This is a genomic window from Psychrobacillus sp. NPDC096426 (assembly GCF_044762745.1).
Classification (GTDB): Bacteria; Bacillota; Bacilli; order Bacillales_A; family Planococcaceae; genus Psychrobacillus.
In genome coordinates this window covers 17,842-37,585 of sequence record NZ_JBIWEX010000003.1, presented here as the reverse complement: position 1 = coordinate 37,585, position 19,744 = coordinate 17,842, and the positions used below count along the sequence as shown (strand labels likewise).

The 19,744-nt window shown below is 33.8% G+C and carries 20 protein-coding genes and 2 pseudogenes; 18 read left to right on the top strand and 4 right to left on the bottom strand.

Features of this window, described 5'->3' with window-relative positions; translation table 11 throughout:
- Window positions 1–58 precede the first annotated feature (58 nt).
- The 5 genes from ACIQYS_RS03570 to ACIQYS_RS03550 all read left to right on the top strand — a co-directional run bounded on the left by ACIQYS_RS03570 (window position 59) and on the right by ACIQYS_RS03550 (window position 3,471).
- Window positions 59–700: a histidine phosphatase family protein gene (locus tag ACIQYS_RS03570; RefSeq protein ID WP_402975021.1), complete on the top strand. Its 642-nt coding sequence runs from the start codon at window positions 59–61 to the stop codon at window positions 698–700.
- Window positions 693–1,142: an NUDIX domain-containing protein gene (locus ACIQYS_RS03565; RefSeq protein WP_402975019.1), complete on the top strand. Its 450-nt coding sequence runs from the start codon at window positions 693–695 to the stop codon at window positions 1,140–1,142. Before ACIQYS_RS03570 ends, ACIQYS_RS03565 begins: the two co-directional genes overlap by 8 nt.
- Window positions 1,143–1,360: 218 nt before the next feature.
- Window positions 1,361–1,549 (top strand): hypothetical protein, encoded by a 189-nt coding sequence (locus ACIQYS_RS03560; RefSeq protein WP_402975016.1) that lies wholly within the window; start codon window positions 1,361–1,363, stop codon window positions 1,547–1,549.
- A gap of 175 nt (window positions 1,550–1,724) precedes the next feature.
- Complete coding sequence (locus tag ACIQYS_RS03555) at window positions 1,725–2,717, top strand: S66 family peptidase (RefSeq protein WP_402975013.1); 993 nt, start codon at window positions 1,725–1,727, stop codon at window positions 2,715–2,717.
- 160 nt (window positions 2,718–2,877) lie between these two features.
- Window positions 2,878–3,471, top strand: a complete 594-nt coding sequence (locus ACIQYS_RS03550) for a YdeI/OmpD-associated family protein (RefSeq protein ID WP_402975010.1) — start codon at window positions 2,878–2,880, stop codon at window positions 3,469–3,471.
- 95 nt (window positions 3,472–3,566) lie between these two features.
- Here ACIQYS_RS03550 and ACIQYS_RS03545 read toward each other — a convergent pair whose 3' ends face one another.
- Window positions 3,567–4,280 (bottom strand): CPBP family intramembrane glutamic endopeptidase, encoded by a 714-nt coding sequence (locus ACIQYS_RS03545; protein WP_402975007.1) that lies wholly within the window; start codon window positions 4,278–4,280, stop codon window positions 3,567–3,569.
- Window positions 4,281–4,832: 552 nt separating this feature from the next.
- Here ACIQYS_RS03545 and ACIQYS_RS03540 point away from each other — a divergent pair.
- The 5 genes and pseudogenes from ACIQYS_RS03540 (at window position 4,833) to ACIQYS_RS03520 (ending at window position 8,385) form a co-directional block, all read left to right on the top strand.
- Window positions 4,833–4,946 carry a YjcZ family sporulation protein gene (locus tag ACIQYS_RS03540; RefSeq protein ID WP_402975004.1) on the top strand — a complete coding sequence of 38 codons (114 nt, stop codon included), beginning with the start codon at window positions 4,833–4,835 and terminating at the stop codon, window positions 4,944–4,946.
- 441 nt (window positions 4,947–5,387) lie between these two features.
- Window positions 5,388–5,814, top strand: a pseudogene (gene fabZ, locus ACIQYS_RS03535) (3-hydroxyacyl-ACP dehydratase FabZ).
- Window positions 5,815–5,870: 56 nt separating this feature from the next.
- Window positions 5,871–7,341: pseudogene (locus ACIQYS_RS03530) on the top strand (amidase family protein).
- Between the two features lie 148 nt (window positions 7,342–7,489).
- Window positions 7,490–7,861 (top strand): hypothetical protein, encoded by a 372-nt coding sequence (locus ACIQYS_RS03525; RefSeq protein WP_402975001.1) that lies wholly within the window; start codon window positions 7,490–7,492, stop codon window positions 7,859–7,861.
- A 2-nt stretch (window positions 7,862–7,863) separates the two neighbouring features.
- The gene (locus ACIQYS_RS03520) at window positions 7,864–8,385 is read left to right on the top strand and encodes a hypothetical protein (RefSeq protein ID WP_402974998.1); all 522 of its coding nucleotides are present in this window, start codon (window positions 7,864–7,866) and stop codon (window positions 8,383–8,385) included.
- A gap of 266 nt (window positions 8,386–8,651) precedes the next feature.
- Here ACIQYS_RS03520 and ACIQYS_RS03515 read toward each other — a convergent pair whose 3' ends face one another.
- Window positions 8,652–9,620, bottom strand: a complete 969-nt coding sequence (locus tag ACIQYS_RS03515; RefSeq protein ID WP_402974995.1) for a DUF2268 domain-containing putative Zn-dependent protease — start codon at window positions 9,618–9,620, stop codon at window positions 8,652–8,654.
- A gap of 207 nt (window positions 9,621–9,827) precedes the next feature.
- Between ACIQYS_RS03515 and ACIQYS_RS03510 the strand changes: the two genes are divergently transcribed.
- The 4 genes from ACIQYS_RS03510 to ACIQYS_RS03495 all read left to right on the top strand — a co-directional run bounded on the left by ACIQYS_RS03510 (window position 9,828) and on the right by ACIQYS_RS03495 (window position 12,801).
- Window positions 9,828–10,274 (top strand): NUDIX hydrolase, encoded by a 447-nt coding sequence (locus tag ACIQYS_RS03510; protein WP_402974993.1) that lies wholly within the window; start codon window positions 9,828–9,830, stop codon window positions 10,272–10,274.
- Window positions 10,275–10,305: 31 nt separating this feature from the next.
- On the top strand, window positions 10,306–10,722 hold the full coding sequence (gene fosX / locus ACIQYS_RS03505) for a FosX/FosE/FosI family fosfomycin resistance hydrolase (RefSeq protein WP_402974990.1): 417 nt from the start codon (window positions 10,306–10,308) through the stop codon (window positions 10,720–10,722).
- 137 nt (window positions 10,723–10,859) lie between these two features.
- Window positions 10,860–11,495 carry a LysE family transporter gene (locus tag ACIQYS_RS03500; protein WP_402974987.1) on the top strand — a complete coding sequence of 212 codons (636 nt, stop codon included), beginning with the start codon at window positions 10,860–10,862 and terminating at the stop codon, window positions 11,493–11,495.
- Between the two features lie 76 nt (window positions 11,496–11,571).
- Entirely contained in the window at window positions 11,572–12,801 is a 1,230-nt protein-coding gene (locus ACIQYS_RS03495) for a transglycosylase SLT domain-containing protein (protein ID WP_402974984.1), read from the top strand.
- A 173-nt stretch (window positions 12,802–12,974) separates the two neighbouring features.
- On the opposite strand, the gene ACIQYS_RS03490 is transcribed toward ACIQYS_RS03495, so the two are convergent.
- Together ACIQYS_RS03490 and ACIQYS_RS03485 are read right to left on the bottom strand one after the other, a co-directional pair.
- Complete coding sequence (locus ACIQYS_RS03490) at window positions 12,975–14,063, bottom strand: DUF4179 domain-containing protein (protein WP_402974981.1); 1,089 nt, start codon at window positions 14,061–14,063, stop codon at window positions 12,975–12,977.
- Window positions 14,047–14,622, bottom strand: coding sequence for a sigma-70 family RNA polymerase sigma factor (locus ACIQYS_RS03485; RefSeq protein WP_402974978.1), 576 nt, complete (start codon window positions 14,620–14,622; stop codon window positions 14,047–14,049). The genes ACIQYS_RS03490 and ACIQYS_RS03485 overlap by 17 nt, the downstream gene beginning before the upstream one ends.
- 420 nt (window positions 14,623–15,042) lie before the next feature.
- On the opposite strand from ACIQYS_RS03485, the gene ACIQYS_RS03480 reads away from it, so the two are divergent.
- The 4 genes from ACIQYS_RS03480 (at window position 15,043) to helD (ending at window position 19,613) form a co-directional block, all read left to right on the top strand.
- A complete protein-coding gene (locus ACIQYS_RS03480; RefSeq protein ID WP_402974975.1) occupies window positions 15,043–15,849 on the top strand; it encodes an aminoglycoside adenylyltransferase domain-containing protein in 807 nt (268 codons plus the stop codon).
- 35 nt (window positions 15,850–15,884) lie between these two features.
- Window positions 15,885–16,604: a nucleotidyltransferase domain-containing protein gene (locus tag ACIQYS_RS03475; RefSeq protein WP_402974972.1), complete on the top strand. Its 720-nt coding sequence runs from the start codon at window positions 15,885–15,887 to the stop codon at window positions 16,602–16,604.
- Between the two features lie 16 nt (window positions 16,605–16,620).
- On the top strand, window positions 16,621–17,046 hold the full coding sequence (locus ACIQYS_RS03470) for a VOC family protein (RefSeq protein ID WP_402974969.1): 426 nt from the start codon (window positions 16,621–16,623) through the stop codon (window positions 17,044–17,046).
- A gap of 242 nt (window positions 17,047–17,288) precedes the next feature.
- Window positions 17,289–19,613 (top strand): RNA polymerase recycling motor HelD, encoded by a 2,325-nt coding sequence (gene helD / locus ACIQYS_RS03465; protein ID WP_402974966.1) that lies wholly within the window; start codon window positions 17,289–17,291, stop codon window positions 19,611–19,613.
- Window positions 19,614–19,744: the final 131 nt, after the last annotated feature.

Sequence of the window (19,744 nt, the reverse complement as noted above, 5' to 3'; positions counted from 1 at the left end):
AAAATCGTAAAACTAGTTGCAAGAAATTTTTGGATAATTATTATTGAAGGGGGTATATATGCTAACTTTGTATATAACTAGACATGGTGAAACTGTATGGAATACACAAAAAAGAATGCAAGGTTGGAGTGATTCAGAATTAACAGAGAATGGAATTTGTAATGCAATATCTTTAGGAAATACGCTTAAAGAAGTAAAATTTGATGCAATCTATACAAGTCCCAGTAAAAGAACTGTTTCAACCGCTAACTTAATTAAAGGCGGAAGAGAAATCCCTATTATTCTTGATGAAAATTTAAGGGAAATAAATATGGGATTATGGGAAGGTCAAACTTTTTCAGCTATAGAGGATATATATCCAATGGAATATTACTCTTTTTGGAATACACCACATCTATATAAATCATTAAATGGTGAAAGTTTTGCAGTCCTAAAAAACAGAGTAGTGAATGCTATTATTTCCGTACAAGAGAAACATAGCTCAGGAAATATTCTAATTGTTACTCATTCTGTTGTTATTAAAACGTTATTAGCTTTTTTTAAAAATTATCCATTAGAAAAATTATGGGAGCCTCCTTTTATTCATGACACTAGTCTAACGATCATCCAGTTAAATGGTAAAGAAAGCAACATTGTTTTAGAAGGTGATTTGTCACATCGGAATATTGAGATACAGAAAGAGAAGGGGATAAATGATTAGAAAAGCTGTCGGTGCAATAGTTTTTAATCGAAATAAGTTTTTAGTTGTATGTAAAACCACCATAAATACTTCTGAAGGTAAACAGATTATTAAAGGGGAATGGGACTTTATTAAAGGTGGGGTAGAAAAAAACGACAAGGATTATTACGATGCACTATTACGTGAATTACACGAAGAGACGGGTTCGATTGAATATAAAATTATCAAAGAGTTTGACAAAAAAATTCACTTTGATTTTTCAGATGAACTTATAATTAAAATTGGATACGTCAAACAAGAAACAACGATGTTTCTTGTAGAATTTATTGGGGACATCAACACACTTAGTCCAATTGATCATGAAGTAAGTGATGCAGTATTCATTGATAAAAACAAGGTGATAGAAATACTCACTCATCAAGAAACGAGAGATTACTTTATAGAATATCTAACAGAGCGGTAATCCTGAGTTTTTTAAAGATAAAAGAGATTGATAGAACGATAAAATACAACCTAAATAGCATAAAATATCGAACCCGAAAAGTCATTCATAATATTTAAAACTATAGGTAACTAATATGCTAATTAAGAAAAAAGGTAGGGTTTTACGTAGAAAAAAACAATGATTATGGAATAAAAGGCTTGTTTATACTCTTTTAGTACAAAGGTAAACTATAGGCTATGGCTATGCAGACTGTAGAAAAAGTATTTAAAGAGAAACCAGGACAATATTTTATAATGCAGGTTGTTGAAAATAAGCGTGCGGTTGCCTTTTGGAAAAAAGTTTATATTAAATTAAATATTGAAACTCAAGAAAGACTGGAACTAATTGATGATGAGGTATGTCTAATTCAAACGTTTAAAATTTAATTCAACAAAAGAGTGCTTGAGTTCAAGAACATGGAGCTTGAGCTCTTTTTCTTTTTGACTAAATTTTATCCTATGATGTTGTAGTTTTTAATTTATATTAAAGTGTTAACCGCTCTTTTACTGAGGAATTGACTGGTCACATATTTTATCAAGGCTTAGAAAGTAGGTTGAAAATATGTTTCAACGTTTAAAAATGGGAGATAAGATTGGGATATTTACCCCGTCATCTCCTGCAACAGTAACAGCCCATCAACGCTATCAACGTGCGAAAGTTTTTTTAGAAGAAAAAGGTTTTGTTATTGTAGAAGGTGAATTGACAGGGCAATCAGATATATATCGTTCTGGCTCACCCAAAGAACGGGCAGAGGAGCTAAATAAATTAATAAGAAATCCAGACATTAAGATGATTATGTCAACTATTGGTGGCACAAATTCAAATAGTTTGTTGCCATATATTGATTATAAAGCATTTAAGGATAATCCAAAGTTAATCGTTGGATATTCTGATGTAACAGCTGTTTTACTTGCCCTTTATGCAAAAACAGGTATTACAACCTATTATGGGCCTGCTCTTATCCCTTCTTTTGGTGAATTTGAGCCTCTTGTGAATGATACATATCGATATTTTGAACAATATTTTATGGAAGAAAATAAGCTTCCATACGAAGTACCGATTCCACCATTTTGGTCAGATGAACCAGTGAATTGGCTTGAAAAAACGACTGAAAAAACTCTATATCATAATGAGTGGATAACTGGGAAAAGTGGAGTAGCAGAAGGGCGATTAATAGGCGGCAACGTAAATGCAATGTATGGATTTATTGGTTCGCCTTATTTTCCACCAATTGAACCTGGCGATATACTATTTATGGAAGACTGTAATAAAGATGCATCCGTTGTTGAGAAAAACTTTGCAATGCTTAAGTTACAAGGTGTTTTTGAAAAAGTAGCTGGCATTATCTTAGGTAAACATGAACAATATAATGATTTAGGCACAGGAAAACGACCTTTAGACATATTAATTGAACAACTAGATGGACTAGACATTCCAATTTTAGCTGACTTCGATACATGTCACACCCATCCGATGCATCCATTAGGTATCGGTAAAAAAGTGAAGTTAGATTCAGATGCTAAAAAGGTAATATGCATAGAAAACTGGTTATAAAATTGGACTCCCAAAAAGTGAGTTTAACAATATTCTTGGATGTGCTTGACAAAAGGGTCATGGTTAATCAAAATGTAAATACAAAAAGTGGCAGAAAGAATTAGAGATTGAACATTCTTAGCTGTCAGCTAATCGAAAAATTGAAGAGGGGCGTTCCTTGATGACAAGTAGTAGAATGAATCCTAAAGTTGATGAATTTTTAAGTAAAGCTCAAAAGTGGAAGGAAGAATATGAGAAGTTGAGAAATATCGTTCTTGACTGTGAGCTGACTGAAGAATTTAAGTGGATGCATCCTTGTTATACGTTTGAGAAAAAAAACATAGTTATCATACATGGATTTAAAGATTATTGTGCGCTTCTGTTTCACAAAGGTGTCTTGTTAAAGGATACCCATGGGATTCTAATCCAACAAACGGAGAATGTACAGGCGGCGCGTCAGATTCGGTTTACCAATGTCCAAGAAATAGTTGAAATGGAATCCATCTTAAAGGACTATATTTATGAGGCCATTGAAGTTGAAAAAGCAGGTTTGGAAGTGAATTTCAAAAAAAATACAGAACTGATAATTCCTGAAGAGCTTCAAAATAAATTCGATGAAATACCTGCATTGAAAACTGCTTTTGAAGCATTGACGCCAGGACGACAAAGAGCGTACGTTCTCTATTTTTCTGATCCCAAACAATCCAAAACTAGAGTATCAAGGGTTGAAAAATACAAACAGAAAATTCTCGATGGAAAGGGATTAAATGATTAGTCAATTAAACGAGGGGATTCTGATTTGAAAGATGTAATTTATATGAGATAAAAAAGATGCAAAGGTCATCCCTTGCATCTTTCTGTTTTAAATAACTAAACCGCAATCTCTTGATTGTTAATGGATGGCCTTTGATTGGATGTAAACGCAAATTTTACATCAATTAGAAAATGAATTAAAATACACAACCATAAGTTACCTGTTACAAGAAATACATATAACAATATACCTCCTAGGTATGCTGTGCCAAGGACTCCCTTCCAACCTTGATACAAATGAACGATTCCGAATAATAGACTTAACACAATTATTAACGAAACAATAGAGAATTCAAAAGGAAGATGTTCAAAGTAGTACAACAGAACACTGCGAAACACAACCTCTTCACAAAATCCTGCTGTAATAGCAACAAAAATAAAAAGTATTCTTTCCCTTAATGTGATTGGTAACATAAATCGAATCGCATCTATTTGGTTGTTCATCCATTTTGAAAATCCTTGCTTTAATTTTGGAGTAAAAATAAAAATTAATGCGTAAACAACCAAAGTAGTAATAGCTCCGATCCCTATGGTTTTCATTCTGTCTGCATGAGCTGAAAGAATTGGATTGTCCACATAAAATAAATCAACGAACGAACGTTCAGTTAAAAACAAATACGCAAATAAAATAGCGACAATTACCCATTGGGGTATAATGATCGTCAGATACATTCTGCTTTTATTGCTGAAATTTCCTTTTTTCATATAAAAATAATCCCATAAAGGATAACCAACAACTATACTTACTAAAAATACGCTCAAAAAAATCATTGATTATCACCTCGCAACTATACTATAATCTCATTTTACCATATTACTATAGATAAAAAATACTATATGATATACAAGAGTGAATAATTAAAAAGAAATCCAAGCATTTCTGTCTCTTAGTAAAATCTAATCTTTATACTGGAGATAAAAGAATCCATTTTGAAAATATTCAAAATGGATTCTTTCTTTATGATTTCGTATAGTTTTAGTTTAATTATTTTTCTTTTTCTTTATTGTACTAAAGGACCCTTTAGCCATCCATGTAGCGCAGAACCAAGTATTCTAAGCCTAAATAAACTAATGGATGCATTGATAATTGTGACTTCATCTGCGGTTTTCACTAGACCCCTCCTAGATCAGATTTTGGATCAAAACAGAGTTTAAGTAGTAAGAAAGATTGATGCTCTTTTTGTTGAAATCGTTTCTAAACTCCTCATATCAAGAATGGCCAGATCTAAGATAATAAAATTTAAAAAGTTAACTTAATGTTATTTACCTAATCTAAAGATTTTTATTCTCATAATCTAGTTATATAAGAGGAGGTGGTATAAGATGTCTGAATATGTAGGTGAAAATAGTGGATACGGTAATCGTGGTAATAACTTTGCTTTGATTGTAGTATTGTTTATTCTACTAATTATTGTGGGTGCGTCATTTTTGTACTAAAAAAGTACAATAGACATCTTTCGGATTAATAGAGCGAGTTTTAACTCTGGAACGAATCACTTTTATAGTCGTGGCCATTCTATTTGTATGTTTTATCGAACGGTTACTAGAGAAAGGCGTAATCAGAGAGGTTAAAACAAAACAATACAATACAATACAATACTCCTTTTTCTCCATTCTAAAGAAGCGACCATCTCATAAGTGAGGTGGTCGTTTCTATTATTAATTTAAGTTATTTTCTTTACTTTTATCAAGTGAAGGTGATCTATGTGATAATCGAACTGCTATGGATGCGATTATACCTTTTGAATTATTTAGACATCAAACCTTAATGACGAAATCAATTTCAGGATACAATTTTTATAATACCAACTGTAGTATCAAGTGATAGAATTAAATAGACAGATTTTTATAAAAAGTGTTGTTGGGTGGGATTAAATGATGTTAGATATTCAAGTGATTAAGGAAGTTATAAGACATCGTTATCCATTTCTTTTAATCGATAAGATTTTGGAATTAGAAGAAGGAAAACGGGCGGTTGGTATTAAAAATGTAACAGCAAATGAGGAATTTTTTAAAGCACACTTCCCTGATTATCCCGTTATGCCAGGTGTATTAATAGTAGAGGCATTGACTCAGGTAAGTGCAGTTATAATGTTAACTAAAGAAGGAAATCAAGGACGATTAGGGCTTTTAGCAGGTATAGAGAAATGCCGTTTTAAACAGCAAGTTAAACCAGGGGGATCAACTCCGTCTTGAAGTAGATATCACCCGATTAAAGGGTCCTATTGGAAAAGGCAAAGGTATTGCTACAGTGAATGGCGAACTAGTTTGCGAAACAGAAATAATATTTGCATTTGGTGATTAAAAGCTATTAAATCGCAATATATTTATTATTTATTCAGATTATTGGGGGAGCAATATATGAAAATTAAGTTTAACAATTTTTTTTAGAGAAGAGTTAACGATTAACGATATTCAAGCAGCCATCGAAAATGGAGAAGTAACCTCAAAAGAGTTGGTTATGTATTATCTGGACCGAATAGCCAAGTATGACCAAGATGGTCGGAAGATAAATTCCGTACTTGAAATAAATCCCGATGCAATTTTTATTGCGGAAGCACTAGATTATGAAAGAAAGACAAGGGGAATTAGGGGGCCACTACATGGTATACCTGTATTTCTTAAAGATAATATTGAAACAAATGATTCCATGCATACAAGTGCAGGAACACTTGCGTTAGAAAATCATCTTAGCAACCATGACGCATTCCTAGTTGAAAAACTCCGCGAATCAGGTGCGATAATATTAGGTAAAACAAATATGACAGAATTAGCTAATGGAATGTCAACTGAAATGTGGGCAGGCTATAGTTCCAGAGGTGGACAAGTATTAAATCCATATGGTGATGCGGACCTTTTTGTTGGTGGATCAAGCTCTGGTTCTGCGGTGGCAGTTGCTGCAAATTTTACCGCATTGTCTGTTGGTACGGAGACAGATGCGTCCATCCTGAGTCCTGCGATTCAAAACTCGGTAGTTGGGATAAAACCGACAGTTGGGTTAATCAGTCGCACTGGAATTATTCCATTTACATACTCGCAAGATACAGCAGGACCTTTTGCAAGAACAGTTACGGACGCGGCTATTTTATTAGGTGCATTAACAGGTGTCGATAAACTCGATCCAGCTACATATAAGAGTGAAGGTATATCAAAACAAGATTATACCGTCTTTTTAGATTCTCAAGGATTGAAAGGTGCTAGAATCGGTATATTCAATCAAGCTTCGGAGGAATATTATCACTCAGGAGAATACGATGAAAATCTGTTTAAACATGTCATTCAAACCTTACACCATGAAGGAACAGAAGTTGTCAATAATATAGAAATACCTTCATTCAATAGAGATTGGAGTTGGGGAGTACCAATATATGAATTGAAACATAGCTTAGGAAATTATTTATCCAAGTTACCTTCTTACATACCAATTCATTCTGACACAGAATTGATTCAATTTAATAAACAGCATGAACAAAAAGCCCTGAAATATGGTCAGAATAAGTTGGAGTATAGAGAAAGTCTACCAAATATTTTAAGAAATCCCGAGTATTTAAATGCGAAATTAGAAGATTTGTATTTTTCCCAGGACATGGGGATTGACTTTGCTTTAAAAACGTATGATCTTGATGCGATAATTTTTCCATCTTATATTGGCTCAACCATATGTGCTAAAGCTGGCTATCCATCTATAGCGGTACCTGCTGGTTACATGGAAAGTGGAAGACCATTTGGCATAACATTTGCAGGTACGGCTTTTAGTGAAGGTGTATTAATTAAACTTGCTTATGCTTATGAACAAGCTACGAAACATCGGAAATGCCCAAAATTGATATAACAAAAGACAAAAGTTCTTCAACTAACGGAACTTTAGTCAAGTAGAGCAACGTTTTTTAAGTCGTTGCTCTGTTTTATGGGAATTATCAAACCTAAACAACATGCTGCTAGCCAATATTTTGTTATTATTAATATAGGAGGTAAGTGTATTGAAAACCGAACTGGAACTATTATTTTTTGTTGATTCAAAGCTTCGGAGTGAAGTCATTAAGATATTTAATAATTATAATATTTTTGTAGAATCCCCTGAATTGGATAGGACTTCTGAAGTTACCTTTAATTTTAAGGTTCCTCTTGATAAATGTATAAACTATAACACTGTTAAAGTGATTTATGAATACTTAGAAAAACAATTGAAAATTGATTCAATCGGTGAAAAAATTAATTTCATTTGTTCAGATGATGAATACATGCAGTCTCCATTATTTGTTTTGGATTCGACAGGTAATTCTCAAAATGCATTTTTAGAAGATAAGGAACAAAGTTTCATAAGAAAACATTTTGCAAAGTTTGCGGACTGATCATGAGAGAGCAACTTTCTTCGTTAGTAATAGATACATCCAAAATAAAAGATAGATATATGGTAAATGTAGGACCCTTTTGGGTAGTTTCTAAGAAAATGGTAGACTTAATGAACAAATGGAACCTTAAAGGATATGATTTAAATCCTGTGGTGCATAAAGGACCTGAAGCAGGTAGACAACAAGCATATCAAATTATACCGAAACACACTCTCCCTAATTGGAGTTCTCAAATGGTACACTTTTATTTTGCTACAGAACCAGAACCATGCATTTGCGGTATCAAACGTACTATAAATGGACCATTTCATTACGATAAAGAAGACTTAAAAGATCTTGAGTCGGATATATACCTATCAGCCGAATGGAGCCACGACGGTAAATATGTATACAAAAAGACATTATTCAGTAAGAAGTTCCGTGATTTAATTATAGAAAATAAAATTACCAAAGATATTAGAGGATCTGATGATGAAAATTATGGTTCAAAAGATTGGTTATTCGAGCCAGGAATATTAGTTTGACGATTGAAAAGTTAAGTTAAAAAACCACCAGTTTTCAAAATAATCATCAAAAATGCCTCCTAATGTTCTAAATGGGCATTAGTGCATATTTTATTTAGCCTTATTCGGATCACGTCTATCCATATGGATTGCTGTAAATCATGGAAGTAGATTATCGAGTGCATACTCATTTTCTAGACTTATAGATGGTACTTTTCAAATTCCTTCTATATTCAGTAGGTCAATTTATACTGAGTGAGGAATTTTGTAGACCCCGTTGAAGTATTCTACTCGTAGTTAGCCATGTAATTACCTTCTTCAAATATTTCTTTAGGACTTTTGGATGTCCATTCTTCTACTGTCATATCGGGATGCAGATTTAGGTAAGATCTAATCATTTTGTAGCCTTCACTATAGCCATAATAATCAGGTAAACCATTAGAGCCACCTATTAGAAATTCAACGGAATAACTACTCTCCAGATATGTTTCAATCTTGCTCCAATATTCTTTATAAAAGCTTTCATCAACTACATAATCAGTACTATTTGAATCGGGATACACTAAGGTTTCAAACATCACGGCCTGTCCTTCCATTATTAAATCATCTAAAACTGTCAAATAATAATCTTCCGTAGAATGTTTTTCGGTCCAAACACTATGATGATATTCATGGGACATACCTGATTTATAATAATCATAAAAACCATTGAATAAGACTAAAATTTTCCCTATACCGACTGTAATCATGTCAGAAGGAAAGCTTGCATTTTCAGGAAACACACATACTGTTGTTTTATTATTTGATGACAGTATGTCTGAGGATTTAATAAGGGATTCTTCAAATAACTCATTTAAATAATCTTTATCCATTGATTCAATTTGTTTCTTAATACTATTAAAATCACTTTCTTCCGGTGTCCATTCAAATACACTAAATTTATGGTATTCCGCATCTTTAAAACAAGCATCATATACAGGGTCGATAATCACCTGTTTATATAATTGGTATGGTGATTCATCTGGATTATCCTTTACAGTTTCAAAATAGTTTTCATATAGCATGTAAGCATGAATTATATTAAATTCTTGGCCTGTATTGGGGTTTTTAAAAGAATAGGTTATATTTTGTTGTTCTTGTTGTTCATTTTCCATAATTATATTCTCGTGAGATTGTTCAGTTTGCTTACAGGCTGATAAAGTAAAAATTAAGAGAAGCATACCACTTGAATTTAATACTTTTTTTGCTATATTCATAAACTTATTCTCCTTTTACTATATTGATAAATCAAAATATTCATTAAAATTTATTTTATAACAAAACATAATTAATTTAAACTAGAGGGGAATAAGCTCTACCGGTATTCATATAAATGATCGAGGCCGTATATTTTAAAAAAAAAGAGGGAATTCCTTAAAAATATCGAATTGACATATTTATAATATAATTTTTAGGAGGTAATTATGGGTTATATTGAGGATTTGCGCAAGATTGTGGGAAACCAACCTTTGATATTAGTTGGAGTAGCAGTTGCTGTTATGAATGCTAGTGGTGAAATTCTATTACAAAAACGAATGGATGGAGTTTGGGGAGTTCCTGGTGGATTTATTGAATTAGGAGAATCTACTGAGGAAGCAGGTAGAAGAGAAGTTTTGGAAGAAACAGGAATTGAAGTCGGTAAACTTGATCTGGTTGGTGTTTTTTCGGGAAAAAAGAATTTTGTTAAATTGCCAAATGGTGATGAATTTTATCCTGTAACAATAGCTTATATTACAAAAGAAATTAAGGGTGGCATCTTAAATGCAGATGGTAAAGAAACTACTGAAGTGAAGTTTTTTAAAGTAAATAAATTACCAGATAGACTTAATCCTTTAATTAGAAATTTAATTATACAATACTCACTTTCTTGATCATCCTAATATAACAGGAAGGAAGACTAAAATGATCGATAATATAAGTCATATTACATACGTAGTGAAGGATTTAGATAGAACAACTCAATTATATAAAGAATTATTTGGAGCTAAAGAAGTATATTATAGTGGTGAAAAAACACACTCTTTGTCAAGGGAAAGATTTTTCATTATAGGCGGACAATGGATAGCAGTCATGGAAAATAAAGAAACGGTTAATCGAACATACCATCATGTTGCTTTCAAAATAAGAGAAGAAGAGATAGACAACTATCTTGAAAAAATAAAGGCATTAAACTTAGAAATGAAACCGCCTAGAACGAGAATTAAAGGAGAAGGTTACTCCATTTATTTCTATGATTATGACAATAATTTTTTTGAATTACATACTGGTACATTAGAAGAAAGACTCTCTAATTACAAAGAAGTGGACAATAAAGAGTGATCTTTGAAAGGGAGCTATAAAAGCATACCTGAGGCATGTTCTTTATTAAGAGGTAGATTTATTGGGGATGAAATTCTGTATAATTAAAACAAACGGAGAATTACTATGCAAATATAGACTGAAAGAAGTTTTGCTTTTTGGATTTGTACTTGAAATTCGTATTAGTAGGGTTTTCAATTGCACTACCGATAGGTGCAATTAGTGTGGAAATGACAAAACAGGGATTAAAAAATGGTTTTTTACATGGTTGGGCAGTTGGAATTGGTGGTATGACTATTGATTTATTGTTGATTTTAGCATTGTATTTTGGACTTGCTGAGATTTTATCGTTGCCGTATGTGCAAATACCATTATGGATAATAGGAGCAGGGTTTTTATTCATGTTAGCCTATGATTCTATTAAAAATGCAGATAGAGATATTACACTTGCTGGCGAAAAAGTAAATAAATCATTAGTAATAACTTATCGCAATGGTTTATTAGTTGCTATATCGCCAGGTAATCTAGTGTTCTGGGTTTCAGTCTTTGGTGTAGTTTTAGCTGATTCGTATTCACAAACAAATTCTAGCAGTTTTATAGTTGCTGCACTAGGTATATTAACAGGTATTTTATTGCATGATATTGGTTTGTTAAGTATTGTATCCGTTACACGAAAAATAATGAATCGGACTATGATTAAGTGGACCTCTATAATAGCGGGAATATTATTATTCGGATTTGCTTGTTATTTTTTATATGAATTTTATTTAGATATAAAGTTTTATATTAATTAATAGAGTTAAAATTATCATCTAACATGGTAAAATATACTAGATAAATATAAAAGTTTAATGGAAGGAGTATGAATGAATGAAATCAATCAAAATGATAGCAGGATTCTTAACTTGTTTAATGCTACTAGGTTGGTCTTATGAAGAAGCTTTCGCTGAGTCAGCTTGGGCATCTAAATGTTCATCTTATGGTGAAATAAAACCAAACCAAAATCCTGCTTTTCAGCATATGAACTGCTTACTTACGAATGCAGCTTTAGAAGCAAAAATCCCACCCGAAGTGGTAAAAGCTGTCGCGTCAAAAGAAAATGGTAGTTGGAAACAATTTGATGAGAATGGCCAGCCTATAATCTCAAAAGATAATGGGATCGGTCTTATGCAAATTACCAACCAAGCTGGCTATGATCAAGAGAAATTGAAATATGATATCAATTATAATATTGAGGCAGGCGTCGAAATCCTTCGTAGCATGTATCAACGTAAAGATCTGCCTAAAATAAATAAGCAAGGACCAGAAGTAATCGAAAATTGGTATTTTCCGGTCATGGCTTATAACGGTACAAAACCTGTTAACAGTCCTCTTTATCAGTCCAGTGGATCAAAAAATATAGACGCCTATCAAGAAAAAGTCTTTGCGTTTATTGAAAAAGATAGTTACTTAAACAGTACGACATTAGGACAGTTTCCTTTCCATACATCAGACTTTGAATATGACCCGAACAGCAGTGATAATATTGTATTCAAAAAGATGGAATATGCATTAACGGGTCAGCTGCATACTTCTGCATATCAATTTCAAAAAGGAGATAAGGTATTGATAACAGAAGACGCTGTAAAATTAAGGTCACTTCCTAGTACTTCTTCGGTTGCAAAAGCCTTATCGAAAAATACTACCTTGATTATTGAAGGAAATTTCGTATATGATCAATCTTTGACAAGTGTAAACCAATTTGTATGGTACCCCGTTAAAACAGAGGATCAAAAGTTAGCGGGTTATATTTCCTCTGCTTACATGACGAAAAAGTTAGATGTGCCAACTGGAAAAGTTATGTGGGGGAAAACAGAACTAAAATTAGGGCAAATAGGTAAAGTTACTATTCTATCTAATACAAACTTGGTCAAAATGGAGAGCGACGGTTCATTGACTACGGTTCGTACGTTGAAAAAAGGCGAAGAATATAGAGTTTATAACTATAAGAGTAATCATGGCGGTTTATATGGTGTGGGTGGAGGAAATTATGTTCAAAAGTCCACCAAAGTAAAATACGAAACACCATCTAAAAGCAAGTTAGCTTTGCTTGCACAATAACCCAATGCACGAGTAAATAGACCAATCAATCTATGTAATTACATATGGTTGATTTAGAAGAGGATATACAATTTTTCGGTGCCGTCGTTACTGGGAATGGTTGTTTTTGCTCTTAACGTTAGAAGAAAAAATAATCCCTTTAGTGAGTGCTTCACTTAAGGGATTATTTTCACCTACTTCTTCACGTTAATAATAATCTCGTTTAGTTTAAATTCTTCGATGTCGGCTTTACTATTTTCCAAGCGATAGTTAGCTTTTATCGGCTGACCATCCGCCCGATAACCAATAGTTTCATAATCCATGAGTTCAACGACTGGTGTAACAATGAGTTGTGTTGCTTTCGGATCAAGTTTACCAAACGTTTTACTCCAACTTATATCATATAAACCATTTCCTCCATTGTCCTTGTTAATATAAACGTTTCCAAGATCATCTTTTACTTCAATATCCATAAAAACATGATCCCACTGGTCAATTATTTCATCTGAAACAATTTGTTCAAAATAGATAAGAAAAGACATTGGAGTGAAAGTCACTTTCTCGATTTTTGCAGTTATCCCATTTCCCTTAATACTTTGATCTACAAGTTGTGTTTTGCTGTCCACTGCTTCTAGGTTAAAATGAAACTCCCATTCGCCTTCGATTACCTCTGCGTCTTTGCTATAGCCATTTGGTATGATGCCTTCCAACACCCAATCAACGCTAACTTCACTTAGTTCAATATCATTATAGTGGGTAACAGTTGTGATGCCGATATATTTATTTTCCTTAATCTTAGTAATTTCATGTTGTCCACTATTGCCACTTGTCCCATACGTTGGAATACCTTCAATCCATGCATGATCTCCCAAATCTTTATCCGATTCAATCATATAGGTGACAACTACCGATCTCCCATCAAAAGTTGCATCATTTATAGTGATTTTAATCCCGTTACTCTCTTCTGAAACATTGAGTTTATTGGAGTTTTCTTCATAATTATCATAGAAGCCATCTTTACTGAAGTATTTAAAAATATTCCCTAAAAAAGGAATCTCTTCAGCAAATGCAGAAAACGATAACCCAACTAAAGCAGTCGAAGTTAAACTAACTGCGATTGCAGCAGCGGCAAAAGTTTTCTTCCATTTCCTCTGTTTTGTTTTTGTAATCCTGTTTTTCAATTCGCTTTTCACTTTCATTTTTTCCAATTCACTTACTTCCATTTCTTCAAACTCGCTAACGTCTATTTCCATATCATTCATAAGTTCATAGATATTTTTCATAAACCCTGCCTCCAAGCTTTATATTTGCTGCTTGCTTATTCAGTTTCTTTTTCCCACGATAGATTCGATTATCAATCGATGATTTGGTCATTCCGAGTTGATCTGCTATTTCATCTGACTTCAAATCTAAAAAATATTTCATGAAAATGATTTTTTGATCGATTGGTTCCAACTCTTGGAGGAGATGTATGACCTCATCTTTATTCTCTAATTGAATAATCTCCTCTTCTACGGAATATTTATCAGGAATTTCTAAATATCCAACATCAACCTCATTGTTTTTTAATGCCTTGCGGTAATAATCGATTGCTTTAAATTTCGCAATTGTACATATCCAACTTTTAAAATTATCTACATCACCATTGAAGTACTTTGCATTTTTCCAAATCGATAGAAAAATATCATTAATACATTCCTCAATAAGCCCATTATCAATCGGAGTAAGAATTTTGTATGAAATGCCTTTAATAAGGGGCAGATATACATCAACGATATACTCAATGGCATCTTCTTTCTCTGATTTCAGACGTTTGATAAAATTTTTTTCATTTGACTTCATCAATATAGTCTCCTTTAAACTTTGTAAAAGCTTTTACACCTTATATAACGTAGGCGGGAAAATTTTTTCTCGATATTATGTAAAATATTTTATTTTTTCTCTATTGAATCAATTCCATTATAGCGAACGAATGTTGAAATCCGAACAAAGTGGATTTTCTTTCAAGCGGACGCTTGCCGGTTATCTTGCAGAATAACGAGTCTTTTTAGTATTTATTCAGACTAATAGGTGAGGTAAATACAATAAGAAATAAGTGCAAATAAAGGATTTTGATTTTCTATGTAGAAACCAATAAGTACAACACATCTGTAGGAGAAGACATTGAGCTATTTAATGTAGGAGAAGACATTGAGCTATTTAACACAACCAATCAAAGAATTCATGAATGTGTTTGCTATGAAAAATATTTGGAGGTTCAAAATGGATAAGATTCCCCAACTAATACATGAAGTATTAGATGATTATTTTCATCTACTAGAATGGAAATTACCGAATTTGCTAGAAGGCTATTATCTATATGGCTCTACATCGTTAGGAGCATTTGAGGATGGCTATAGTGATATTGACTTTATTGCAATTATTAAACGAAAATTAACGGAATCAGATATAAAAAAGTTGCAGGAAATTCATAAGGATATGCAAAGAAAATGCCCTAAAACGATTCTAGATGGGTTCTATATAGTGAAAGATGATATGCTGTCCTTAAATGAAGGTAAGGTTTCAAGTGTTCGCTTTAATGATGGAAAGTTTAATGGATTTACAGAGTTCAATAAAAACTCAATAGATGCTTATCAATTAAAAAAATATGGGATTCATATAAAAGGACAACTTGTAGAATTTAACTATGAGGTAGAATGGAATGTTTTAATAGTTAATATGAGAAATAATCTTAATACATATTGGCGTGCTTGGATAAGTGGTCGTAAGAGGTTCCCTTCCTTCAAATATATAGGTGTATTATTTGACTTACACATGGTTGAGTGGGGAGTTTTGGGAGTTTCTCGTCTTTATTACACATTTAAAGAAAAAGACATTACTTCAAAAGTCGGAGCAGGAGAGTATGCGTTAAGTGTGGTTCCTAAAAAGTACCATAAGATTATTAAGGAATCGATGAGATTACGACAAGGTAATAAAAAGTCCTACTATCAATCAATTTTTGGAAGGCGGAAAGATTCGATGGATTATATGGAGTTTATGATTCGAGAATGTAATAATCTTTTCGAGTAGAGCATTACATACTCAACTAAGAAAGAGGGATCCGAGTGGGGAATATTAAAAAGCTAGAACCAGTCATAGCGGCACAAAAGTTTATAAATAAATATTTTCCAAATTGTGATGGAGCTTTATTGGCAGGAAGTGTTGTTCGAGGGGAAGCGACGGAAACATCAGACCTGGATATTGTCATATTTGATCAAACATTTAGCGCATGTTATAGAGAGTCGCTAATTGATTTTGACTGGCGTGTAGAAGTATTCGTACATAACTTAAATTCTTATGAAGTATTTTTCGAAAGTGATAGGAAAAGAGCTCGACCTTCATTACCACGAATGATATCCGAAGGTATAATTTTAAAAGATAGTGGTGTAATTGGTCCTATTAAGTCTGAGGCTGAAAAGTTATTATCAAACGGTCCAGAAAAATGGTCAGTTGAAACGATAAATACTAAACGATACTTTATAACGGATACATTAGATGACTTTATCGGTTCCAACGATCGAGCAGAAGAAATATTTATTGCGAATACACTTGCTGAACTGGCTAGTGAATTTGTGTTAAGAACAAATAATAGGTGGATAGGTGCTTCCAAATGGATCGTACGTTCCTTAAAAAGTTACGACGTGCAGTTTGCAGCACAATTTGTTGAGGCTTTTGATACGTTTTATCGAAACGGTTCCAAGCATAAACTGATTAAGTTAATGGATGATATATTACTTCCTTACGGAGGACGTTTATTTAATGGATTTTCATTAGGGAAAAAATGATACGGGGAGGATTAAAATGAGCGCAAAATTAATAAGAGTTGGAACGATCTATATTCCAGTAACGAATGTCAAACGGGCATCTGAATGGTATATAAACAAATTAGGGGCGGAGTTAAGCTATCAAGATGAAGACAAAGCGATTCTTAACTTTGTCAACCAAAGTATTTTTCTTGTGAAATCTAAGGAAGATCAAAGCACTAATTTCGTTGATATTTATGGGGAAGAACGTTTTTCTATAACGTTTGAAGTTAATGGATTAAGTGAATTAGAGGCGATACACAAAGACTTTTTAGATAAAAAGATAAGGATTGGAGAAATTGAAGACAGAGGACATGCAGGAAGGAATTTTGTTTTCTATGATGTAGATGGAAACAAATTCGATGTGTGGAGTGAATTAAGCCCAAGTTTCAAGGAAAATTTTCTTACCTCCTTTGACAAATAACGACGTTCTTGATGATCTATTGAGATACCGGCAGAACAAAAAGAAAAGGTGGCAGATTCTAGAGTACTTTAGAATCTGCCACCTTATATTTGTATAAAATAGATTGATAAAAGTTAAAAAACATGATATGTTAATATAGAAACACAATTTTAATGTTGTAGGTTATATTTTCCCTACTATAAGTATACACCATGTTTTTTTTCTAGTCAACCCATTTTTATTTTGAAAAAGGAGTGCTTGGTATGAATACGGAACTTCGGCAAGAACAAGAACGGTTAGACAGCGTAATGGACGTAATTACGGAACAAATCGGCAAGCTGACAGATGAAAGAGACATGCGTCGGAAAGAGGTAGTTGATTTCCGCAAACACTTTTGGGATGACGTTAAGGTTAACACAGATACTTTCGATGATTATCTTGAGACGGTTATAAGCTTGAGACAACAGGCTCAGAACCTTTCCGTAAGCCAAAGCACCCACAGACAAGTTTCTAATAAACTATCCGCACTTGAGCGCATGCAAAAGGTGCCTTATTTTGGTCGAATCGATTTTGTAGAAGAAGGAACTGCAGATACGGAAAGAATTTATATAGGCATTTCTACGCTCATGGATATAAGTGGAGAGAACATCCTTATCTACGACTGGCGGGCGCCAATCTCGAGCGTCTACTACAATTACTCACCAGGTCCCTCCGAGTACACTACACCCGAGGGAGTTATCGATGGCACGTTGAAACAAAAGTGGCAATATATTATCCGTGATGGTGTTGTAAAATCCATGTTCGATACTAGTATCACGATCGGAGATGAAATTTTGCAGCAGGTGCTCGGCAAAAGCACGGAAAAACATTTGCATAGTATTGTTTCTACTATTCAACTGGAGCAAAACCGGATTATCCGGCACGATCATGGGCGGCTACTTATCGTTCAAGGTTCGGCTGGCAGTGGCAAGACATCGGCCGCTCTTCAGCGAATTGCTTATTTACTCTATAAATACCGGGATAGATTGAAAGCGGATCAAATCATTTTATTCTCGCCTAATTCGATGTTTAACAGTTATATATCCAATGTGTTACCTGAACTTGGTGAAGAGAATATGCAACAGGTCACATTCCAGGAATACTTGCATCATCGGCTAAGTAACGAATTTCAAGTAGAGGGTCCTTATGAACAATTGGAATTTGTATTGACTGCTACGAATCAGCCATCATACCGAGTTAGAACAGAGAGCATTCGTTTCAAAGCTTCGGTTCGTTTTTTTGAGGCGCTCAAAGCTTACAGAGAATCACTTGAAATATGTGGTATGTTATTCAAAGGAATTACATTTAGAGGAAAATCAATTGTCAGTGCTAAGCAAATCAATGAAAGGTTTTATAGCACTGACACATCCCTTCGTTTTCATAACAGACTTGAAAAGTTAACGGATTGGCTAACCAAGCAAGTGGATGAAGCGGTAAAGAGCGAACGAACGAAGTCCTGGGTACAGGAAGAAATCGAGTTACTTAGTGAAGAAAACTACCAAAAGGCCTATGCCTACTTAAGGAAGAAACGCGGTTTTAAAGGAAAATCGTTTGACGATTATGAGATGGAACCTGAAGCTCTCTCTCAATTGATTGTTCGTCAAAAATTTAAACCGATCCGCAAACGAATTCGAATGCTCCATTTCATAGACATTAAGGGAATATACAAGCAACTCTTCGCCGATTCAACTTGGATGAAGGGGGAAACACCTGAAGAATGGGAGGGTATTTGCCAATCAACATTGAAAATGCTAGACGAAGGTAAACTATATTACGAAGATGCTACTCCATTTTTACTTTTGAAAGAGTTGATACAAGGCTTTCAGACGAACACCTCCATTAAACATGTACTTATAGACGAAGCGCAAGATTATTCTCCATTTCAATTTGAGTTTTTGAAACGTTTGTTTCCTTCAGCAAGGATGACTGTGCTTGGCGATTTTAATCAGGCGATATTTGCCCATGCAAGCGAAACGGTAGACTTCGATACACTTACTTACTTATACGGACCGAATGAAACGAATACGATTAATCTAACCCGTAGCTACAGATCCACACGACCAATCGTCGAATTTACACGCAGACTCGTGCCTAATGGGGAAAAGATTATCACTTTTGAACGCGAAGGGGAAATCCCTATATTGACTCAATTAACCAATCGTGAAGAATTGCATTATCAAATCGTTTCCAAAGTATCCTATTTGCGAAAACAAAAGTATAATACGATCGCTATAATATGTAAATCCGCAGAGGAAAGCATCGTTGCATACGAAGCCCTAAGGGATATAAAAGAAGTAAAACTTGTAAAGAGCAACTCTATGGAATATGAACAAGGCGTTGTTGTGATTCCGGCGTATTTGGCAAAAGGTATTGAATTCGATGCAGTTATCATATATGATGCATCGGCGAAAGTCTACGACGAGGAGAGCTTACGCAGACTGTTTTACACAGCCTGTACTCGAGCTATGCATTATTTGCAATTATACAGTGTAGGAGAACCGAGCCCTTTATTGCTCAACATTGAGCCAGAGTGTTTAGTTCGGAGCTAGCATTAACATAGGATTAATCTCCCATAAATGCTACCTGGAAAGGGAGAGATGTCATTGATTTTTCCATGGAATTAAGAAACGATCTTAACTATCCGGTTTTTTTCTGTCATAAATCCCTCACAACTTCCGAC

Coding starts and splice junctions, on each gene's coding strand:
- ACIQYS_RS03570 (WP_402975021.1), top strand. CDS start 59: ATGCTAACTTTGTATATAACTAGACATGGTGAAACTGTATGGAATACA.
- ACIQYS_RS03565 (WP_402975019.1), top strand. CDS start 693: ATGATTAGAAAAGCTGTCGGTGCAATAGTTTTTAATCGAAATAAGTTT.
- ACIQYS_RS03560 (WP_402975016.1), top strand. CDS start 1,361: ATGGCTATGCAGACTGTAGAAAAAGTATTTAAAGAGAAACCAGGACAA.
- ACIQYS_RS03555 (WP_402975013.1), top strand. CDS start 1,725: ATGTTTCAACGTTTAAAAATGGGAGATAAGATTGGGATATTTACCCCG.
- ACIQYS_RS03550 (WP_402975010.1), top strand. CDS start 2,878: ATGACAAGTAGTAGAATGAATCCTAAAGTTGATGAATTTTTAAGTAAA.
- ACIQYS_RS03545 (WP_402975007.1), bottom strand. CDS start 4,280: ATGATTTTTTTGAGCGTATTTTTAGTAAGTATAGTTGTTGGTTATCCT.
- ACIQYS_RS03540 (WP_402975004.1), top strand. CDS start 4,833: ATGTCTGAATATGTAGGTGAAAATAGTGGATACGGTAATCGTGGTAAT.
- ACIQYS_RS03520 (WP_402974998.1), top strand. CDS start 7,864: ATGAGAGAGCAACTTTCTTCGTTAGTAATAGATACATCCAAAATAAAA.
- ACIQYS_RS03515 (WP_402974995.1), bottom strand. CDS start 9,620: ATGAATATAGCAAAAAAAGTATTAAATTCAAGTGGTATGCTTCTCTTA.
- ACIQYS_RS03510 (WP_402974993.1), top strand. CDS start 9,828: ATGGGTTATATTGAGGATTTGCGCAAGATTGTGGGAAACCAACCTTTG.
- fosX (WP_402974990.1), top strand. CDS start 10,306: ATGATCGATAATATAAGTCATATTACATACGTAGTGAAGGATTTAGAT.
- ACIQYS_RS03495 (WP_402974984.1), top strand. CDS start 11,572: ATGAAATCAATCAAAATGATAGCAGGATTCTTAACTTGTTTAATGCTA.
- ACIQYS_RS03490 (WP_402974981.1), bottom strand. CDS start 14,063: ATGAAAAATATCTATGAACTTATGAATGATATGGAAATAGACGTTAGC.
- ACIQYS_RS03485 (WP_402974978.1), bottom strand. CDS start 14,622: ATGAAGTCAAATGAAAAAAATTTTATCAAACGTCTGAAATCAGAGAAA.
- ACIQYS_RS03480 (WP_402974975.1), top strand. CDS start 15,043: ATGGATAAGATTCCCCAACTAATACATGAAGTATTAGATGATTATTTT.
- ACIQYS_RS03470 (WP_402974969.1), top strand. CDS start 16,621: ATGAGCGCAAAATTAATAAGAGTTGGAACGATCTATATTCCAGTAACG.
- helD (WP_402974966.1), top strand. CDS start 17,289: ATGAATACGGAACTTCGGCAAGAACAAGAACGGTTAGACAGCGTAATG.